6 protein-coding genes and 2 pseudogenes are annotated in these 6,931 nt (G+C 46.8%); 7 read left to right on the top strand and 1 reads right to left on the bottom strand.

Annotation, left to right across the window (positions count from 1 at the left end; genetic code table 11):
- From OGY13_RS15390 to OGY13_RS15420, 7 genes and pseudogenes are all read left to right on the top strand, one after another.
- Window positions 1–147: pseudogene (locus OGY13_RS15390) on the top strand (IS5/IS1182 family transposase); the annotation flags it as partial.
- Window positions 148–502: 355 nt separating this feature from the next.
- The gene (locus OGY13_RS15395) at window positions 503–985 is read left to right on the top strand and encodes a YadA-like family protein (RefSeq protein ID WP_286637705.1); all 483 of its coding nucleotides are present in this window, start codon (window positions 503–505) and stop codon (window positions 983–985) included.
- A 180-nt stretch (window positions 986–1,165) separates the two neighbouring features.
- Complete coding sequence (locus OGY13_RS15400) at window positions 1,166–1,930, top strand: DsbC family protein (protein WP_007372229.1); 765 nt, start codon at window positions 1,166–1,168, stop codon at window positions 1,928–1,930.
- A 27-nt stretch (window positions 1,931–1,957) separates the two neighbouring features.
- Window positions 1,958–4,444 carry a type IV secretion system protein TraC gene (traC, locus tag OGY13_RS15405; protein WP_007372230.1) on the top strand — a complete coding sequence of 829 codons (2,487 nt, stop codon included), beginning with the start codon at window positions 1,958–1,960 and terminating at the stop codon, window positions 4,442–4,444.
- Window positions 4,441–4,713, top strand: a complete 273-nt coding sequence (locus OGY13_RS15410) for a hypothetical protein (protein WP_007372231.1) — start codon at window positions 4,441–4,443, stop codon at window positions 4,711–4,713. Before traC ends, OGY13_RS15410 begins: the two co-directional genes overlap by 4 nt.
- Window positions 4,714–4,723: 10 nt before the next feature.
- Complete coding sequence (gene lepB / locus OGY13_RS15415) at window positions 4,724–5,248, top strand: signal peptidase I (protein WP_007372232.1); 525 nt, start codon at window positions 4,724–4,726, stop codon at window positions 5,246–5,248.
- A complete protein-coding gene (locus OGY13_RS15420; protein WP_286637708.1) occupies window positions 5,242–6,348 on the top strand; it encodes a TrbC family F-type conjugative pilus assembly protein in 1,107 nt (368 codons plus the stop codon). Before lepB ends, OGY13_RS15420 begins: the two co-directional genes overlap by 7 nt.
- Window positions 6,349–6,357: 9 nt before the next feature.
- On the opposite strand, the pseudogene OGY13_RS15425 reads toward OGY13_RS15420, so the two are convergent.
- Window positions 6,358–6,931, bottom strand: a pseudogene (locus tag OGY13_RS15425) (IS3-like element ISSen4 family transposase); the annotation flags it as partial.

Here is a 6,931-nt window from a genome sequence, read left to right on the forward strand (position 1 = left end):
TTTCGCATCATCAAGCGGCAGTTCGGCTTCGTGAAAGCCAGATACAAGGGGCTGCTGAAAAACGATAACCAACTGGCGATGTTATTCACGCTGGCCAACCTGTTTCGGGCGGACCAAATGATACGTCAGTGGGAGAGATCTCACTAAAAACTGGGGATAACGCCTTAAATGGCGAAGAAACGGTCTAAATAGGCTGATTCAAGGCATTTACGGGAGAAAAAATCGGCTCAAACATGAAGAAATGAAATGACTGAGTCAGCCGAGAAGAATTTCCCCGCTTATTCGCACCTTCCTTAGTTCACTTCAGGCGTACACTGATAGTGCCATCAGTTCGTACCTTTCATCCATTGGCTCTGGCTCTAACACAACGCCACCTACTACAGGCGGAAATAACAATAACGGTACGGACGGCAGCGGGACAGGAAGTGGTACAGGGTCTGGTAGCAGTAACGACAATAGCCAGACTGCCACGGATACTAATACTTATACCGACGAGCGTGAAGTGTCGATCAACGCTCGTACCGACAGTCTAATTGCAACTGAAAGCGCATCCCGAGTTGCTGGCGATGCTCAAACTCTTGTAAGTGCAAACAGTCATACGGATGCCCGTGAATCTGTCATCAACTCAAGGACTGATTTCCTTGTCGATACTGAGCGCCAGTCACGGATTGATGGTGACCGACAGACCTTGGCTTCAGCTAATAGCTACACAAACCAGAAGTTCTCTGACCTTAAAAAGACGGTTGACCGTAATGATAAAAGAGCAAAAGCAGGCTCAGCAAGCGCAATTGCTATCGCTTCAATTCCCTTCCTCAATAACGTGTCGGGTTTTGGCATGGCGATGGGCGCGTACCGAGACCAGGGGGCAATTTCGGGAGGAGCGAATTACGCTATCAATGAAAAAGTAAACGTCCGCTTTAGCATGTCGGCTGATACAGCCGGTGGTGTTGGAGCTGGTGCAGGATTTGCGGTTGGCTTCCAGTAATAATAAAGCATAAATAAAAAGCCACTTTTTTGTGGCTTTTTATTTGGACTAATTGAGTAATTAAAACCGATATTAACATTTCATCACTTCCTTTTTTTGGGGACAGTTTGCAGCCCTTTTCCCTGCGGCAAAATAAATCAATATGTGAAAATGAAACCTCTCTCATTTGGAGCGGTTACTATGAACTTTATCAAACATGTCGCGACTGCGGCACTTTTGGTGGCACTTTCTGCATCAGCTTCTGTATTCGCCGATACAGTAAAAACAAACACCGGGAATATCGATACGATTTTCAATGAAAAAGCGTTCAAGAACATTCCTCAGAATTCGCAGGAAGTAAAACGTTTTGTCGTCCCTACTAACGGCATCATCGCACTAGAGATTGATGGGAAAGTTAATTTGCTGTCTTCTAATGGCCGCTTCGTTATACAGGGAACGCTCTATGACACATGGGCTAAAAAGCCTCTGACCACCATGAGCGAAATAACCAAGAACGCCAGCATCATTCCGATGAAAGAGCTGAACCTAAATATCGCGGACTTGCGCCCAGCCGTATGGGGCGATGGGCCTAAAAAGGTCATGATATTTACCGCACCTGGTTGTGAAGCCTGTGCAGCCCCACTTTCAGCACTTGCTGACCTCGACCCGAAAGAATTCACCGTTAGCGTTCTGTCGCTCGGAGCTCTGGGCCCGGCAAGCCAGCAGCGAAATATTGAATTGTATTGTGCATCCGACCGCTACCGCGCAGACCGCGCAATTATCAGCGGAAATTCCACTCAGAAATTCGACCAGGTAAAGAACTGCGATATGCAGGCTCTGGCTCGACGTGAAGTTACGGCTCAGATACTAGGTGTCAGCATGATCCCTTTCATTGTGCGTGATGACGGCTCCTACGTACTCGGCTCACCAAAACAAGGCCTCAAAAACTTTATCGAGAACAAGTAACACTTTCTTGGGAATCCTGGAGGCATTATGAGTGAATCTTTAATTTTTCAGCGACTCAAAAACCTGAAGCGTTTTTCTGACTTGTGTCCTGTACGTGCATATGACGAATCCAATCATTTGTTTATGTGCGACAACAAATATGTTGGTTTCGGATTTGTTTGTCGTCCCTTAAGCGGGACAACCGGCAAGGAGATGACTAACCTTCAAACGTTGCTGTCTTCCAACTTCCCCGCCAAAACTATCGTTCAGTTTGACCTGGTTGCAAGCCCAAACATCGTACAGAAAATTAACCGGATGGACGTATTGCGTATGGATTGCCGGGACGCAATCCTGCGTAACGCAATTTATAACCGCTCTAAATTCCTTTTGAAAAGCACCGAAACGCCGATGAAGCGAACCGGGACTCGCGTCCGAAATTGTGTGCTTCTCATTACAGTAAAAATTCCGATCAAATATAACTATGAAATGCGTGAAGAAGAATTCAATCACGTTAACGAGCTGCGGAATGTGTTCGAAACGACGCTGAGCATCACTGGTTTGTGTCCCGGTGCATTGACGCGTGAAAGTTACATCGATGTTCTGAGCTCCATTTGCAACCAGGGTGAAAGCGCCTCCTGGAGAGACCGGACGCCGGTACAGCCACAAGAAGACAAGTACATTTCAGAACAGTTAGTCGACCACGATCGCATGTTTTTCATTAAGAAAGACTATTGCGGTTTTGGTGATCCGACAGATTCCGAGCTTCGTGGAGAAGCACCTACACCGACAACGTTTGTGAAAACATTGAGTGCGCGAAAATTCCCGAAAAGATTCTTTCCCGGGCAAGCGCAATACTTTCTCGGCGATATGATGAGTGGTGTTACTGGAATTAAATCATCCTGCATCATCTCAATGAGCCTGATTTTCTTTGATCAGCAAAGTGAAAAAACTAAATTCACCTCGAAACGTAACTGGGTTGTTCAGCAAACCAGTGGCCCATTAATTAAGTGGGTTCCATCACTCATAAACTTGCGTGAGGGCTTCGATCTTCTTAGCGAAAAAGTTGATAACAACGACCCAATTTGCAAAGCCAAATTTACGGTATCAATCTTCTCTAACTCAAAAGATGGCGTGTTACGCGCTGCTCAGGAAGCTGCAAGTTATCTGAACACCTATCAGTTTAAGATGATCCCAGATACCTACTATGTTGCGCCAATTTTCCTGTCAGCTCTGCCAATGTTTAACGAAGCATCAGCAGAAAAGTCCATTGGCCGATATCGAACAATGGCACTCAGTGAAGCGATGGTACTTTCACCTCTCTATGCAGATTGGCAAGGTACAGACAAACCCGCCTTAATGCTGACATCGCGCTCTGGCCAGATCCAATCACTGGACTTGTTTGATTCTGATACTAACTATAACGCCTGTATCGCAGCTGAGTCGGGGTCGGGTAAGTCATTCCTGACAAACTACATTATCACCGCCTACAGAAGCCTCGGGGCTAAAGTCTGGTGTATTGATGTAGGTGACTCGTACAAAAATATCTGTGAGACCTACCAGGGCGATTATCTCGACTTCAATCCCAAAACCAGGCCATGTCTTAACTTCTTCGAACTGATCGAAGACTATTTCGGTGAGTCTGAAGATGATGACTCCAGTGGCGGTGAAGAAGATCTGATCATCGGATTGTTATCGGTGATGGCAGCTCCTAAAGAAGGTCTGAATTCATTCGAAGAGTCTCGACTTAAACAACATGTAGCTGATCTTGTCCGTGTACACAAGAAGCTGACCACCGTTGATATGGTTGCTGATTCACTGCTGAAAGATGAAGATAAAGACATTAAACGTATTGGCCATCAGCTCTATCCGTTCACGAGTGCGGGCCAGTACGGGAAGTACTTTGTTGGTAAGAACAATATCGACTTCAAAAATCCGTTCACTGTACTTGAACTTTCCCGACTGGAAAGTTCAGAACACCTTAAACAGGTTGTCCTCCTTCAGCTGATTTATCAAATCCAGCAGGACATGTTCATGGGCGACCGTAGCCAGATGAAGCTGGTCATTATCGATGAGGCCTGGGCATTGTTATCAGGAAATATCGGGGCGTTCATCGAGAAAGGTTATCGCCGGTTCCGTAAATATAACGGAGCTGCAATTACCATCACCCAGTCTATCAACGATATTTACAAAGATAGTATCGGGAAATCGATCGCAGATAACTCAGCCTTTATGCTCTTGCTGGGGCAAAGTGAATCCGCAGTGAACGAAGCTGAAGCAAATAAACGTCTGGCGCTGGACGAGGCTGGTTACCGGTTCCTTAAAACCGTTCGTTCCACGAAAGGTGTCTACTCAGAAATCTTTGTCATTTCTAAAGCGGGCCAGGGTATTTGCAGACTTGTGGTTGACCCATTCAGCTTACTTCTCTATTCGACTGACCCGAAAGACGTTGCCGCGATCAAAGACAGAAAGTCCCGGGGGATCAATACCGAAGAGGCTATCAACGAAATTCTGGTTGAGCGGGGGTTAGCCGCATGATTAAAACCGCTGCAATTGCGCTGCTTTTTGGTTTCATCGGAGCCGCCCTTTTTGGGCGGTTATTCCCACCAGCCTCGCCCTATGACTATGTTGCAGTCATCAACTTTATGGACGATAAAGGTCAACCGTTAGGTGAAGCCCAGTCAAGGCTGGTATTAGCCCGCGCTGAGAAACTGTCAGAGGCGGGGTATCTTGTGCTCAATGCCTCAGCCCTTTATAGCTACCCTACGGGGCTCAAGATCCCCCAGACCATCAACACTCAGCAATAGCGGTGGGCGAATGAATACACCCAAATCAGTATGGAGCTTAATATTTCGTAAAAAGCGAAGCTGGAGGCAACATATTGTTTTCAGCATCGTTGTTATTTTCTTAACCGCACCGCTGACGCTATACGTGCTTAACCGGTATGAGATTGGTATCGATCCACAAAATAACCAATGTCTTCCTCCGTACCGAATATATCTCGTCGATAAAATGGACAAATCAATCGTCAAAGGGAAAATTTACGCCTTTCATTCTGAGCTAATGCAACCATATGGCAAAGGGCTGAAAATTGTTGATGGCATTGCGGGAGACACAGTCTCCGTTGATCCCGAAGAGACTGCAATTAACGGCTCTATGGTCGGTGAGGGACTGGCATTAGCAGCAGAATCTGGCCATACCGAACAGGAGCTAACGCGTAGTGGTGTCGTACCGAATGGTCGCCTGTGGATGATGGGGCGCACCAGATACAGTTTTGATTCCAGGTACTGGGGATCATTAGACGAGTCACAAATTATAGGCCGAGCGTATCCATTATGGTAAAAAAAACACCTTTTCGACTTTCGATATTGGCATTTGTAACCGCTGTTGTTTTCACTCCAGTCTGGGCCGAAAACACTGGTATCTATTTAAGTGATCTGCCGTCAAGACCGGTATCCAACTTAGATAATATTCCGACAAGACCGGCTAATAACTACTCAGTCACTGACATTCAAAAAGCTAAGCGTCAATTATCTGCAACTGAAATGAAAGATATTGACAGTCTCATAAAAGCGGCTCGTGATAATCAAAATGCCACTGCCGACCGCGCTACTGACACGGTTAAAGATAATCGAAAAATGATGGGTGAAATGCCCGAGTATAAAAATACAGATGAACTAGTCGATGATGCGGTAAGAGGAGCGTTAGCAAAGTCTGATATGACTAACGAGAAACAAAATAAGCCAGCCGGTGATTTTATTTATATTCTCGTCTCCGCGTCTCTCAGCGATGCTGAAATCACCGACATTCTCAAGTTATACGATGGACGCACGGATATCGCTCTGGTTGTCCAGGGGGCAAAAGATAAAAAGAACCTGCTTGATGAACTTACCCACTGGCAGAAACTTTCCTTCGACTCCAAGTCTTCTCTGGCCGTAAACCTCGATCCAACTGTATTCAAAAACTACAACGTTAGTTCTGTACCGACCATTATCCATGAAAAAGATGGTGAGCTGGTGGCCAGGGTGACAGGCATCTATGACATCGCGTACCTGAAAGACAAGACCGGCGACCTTGGTGTGGCCGGGCCCGCTGTTGGGGTCGTAGAGAAGAACCTTATTGATGAACTACAGGAGAGTGTCGCTAAACTCGATTTTGATGGCATGAAGAAAAAGGCCATTGATAACTACTGGCCCCGCCAGGTTTTCCAGGAATTCCCGGAAGCGACAAAGCGAGCTACCAGAACCATCGATCCGACGGTCATTATCCCTCAAAACATTACTTCACCTAACGGCGATATCGTTGCAAAACGGGGGCGATTTAACCCGCTAACTGTGATGCCATTTACCATCAAGCTAATCTTTTTCGATGCACGTGAAGAATGGCAACGCCAGTTCGCCAGGTATCAGTTTGAACATACACTGACCTGCCCCCACGATTAGATACAACACTCAGTTAGTAACGTCGGAATCTTCATTCTCAGAATGACCCTTTCTCCAGCCCGCTGCAAATTCAGACGGTGTCTGATAATTCAGCGTGGAGTGCGGGCGGCATTCGTTATAATCCTGCCGCCAGTCATTAATAATTTTCCTGGCATGAACGATATCGCTGAACCAGTGCTCATTCAAACATTCATCGCGAAATCGTCCGTTAAAGCTCTCAATAAATCCGTTCTGCGTTGGCTTGCCCGGCTGGATTAAGCGCAACTCAACACCATGCTCAAAGGCCCATTGATCCAGTGCACGGCAAGTGAACTCCGGCCCCTGGTCAGTTCTTATCGTCGCCGGATAGCCTCGAAACAGTGCAATGCTGTCCAGAATACGCGTGACCTGAACGCCTGAAATCCCAAAGGCAACAGTGACCGTCAGGCATTCCTTTGTGAAATCATCGACGCAGGTAAGACACTTGATCCTGCGACCGGTGGAAAGTGCGTCCATGACGAAATCCATCGACCAGGTCAGATTGGGCGCCGCCGGACGGAGCAGCGGCAGACGTTCTGTTGCCAGCCCTTTACGACGTCTTCTG

This window comes from Citrobacter sp. Cpo045, from assembly GCF_030332875.1.
GTDB lineage: Bacteria > Pseudomonadota > Gammaproteobacteria > Enterobacterales > Enterobacteriaceae > Citrobacter > Citrobacter portucalensis.

Bases quoted from the DNA above. Each gene is read 5' to 3' on its own strand.
- OGY13_RS15420 (WP_286637708.1), top strand. From the start codon at position 5,242: ATGGTAAAAAAAACACCTTTTCGACTTTCGATATTGGCATTTGTAACC.
- lepB (WP_007372232.1), top strand. From the start codon at position 4,724: ATGAATACACCCAAATCAGTATGGAGCTTAATATTTCGTAAAAAGCGA.
- traC (WP_007372230.1), top strand. From the start codon at position 1,958: ATGAGTGAATCTTTAATTTTTCAGCGACTCAAAAACCTGAAGCGTTTT.
- OGY13_RS15400 (WP_007372229.1), top strand. From the start codon at position 1,166: ATGAACTTTATCAAACATGTCGCGACTGCGGCACTTTTGGTGGCACTT.
- OGY13_RS15410 (WP_007372231.1), top strand. From the start codon at position 4,441: ATGATTAAAACCGCTGCAATTGCGCTGCTTTTTGGTTTCATCGGAGCC.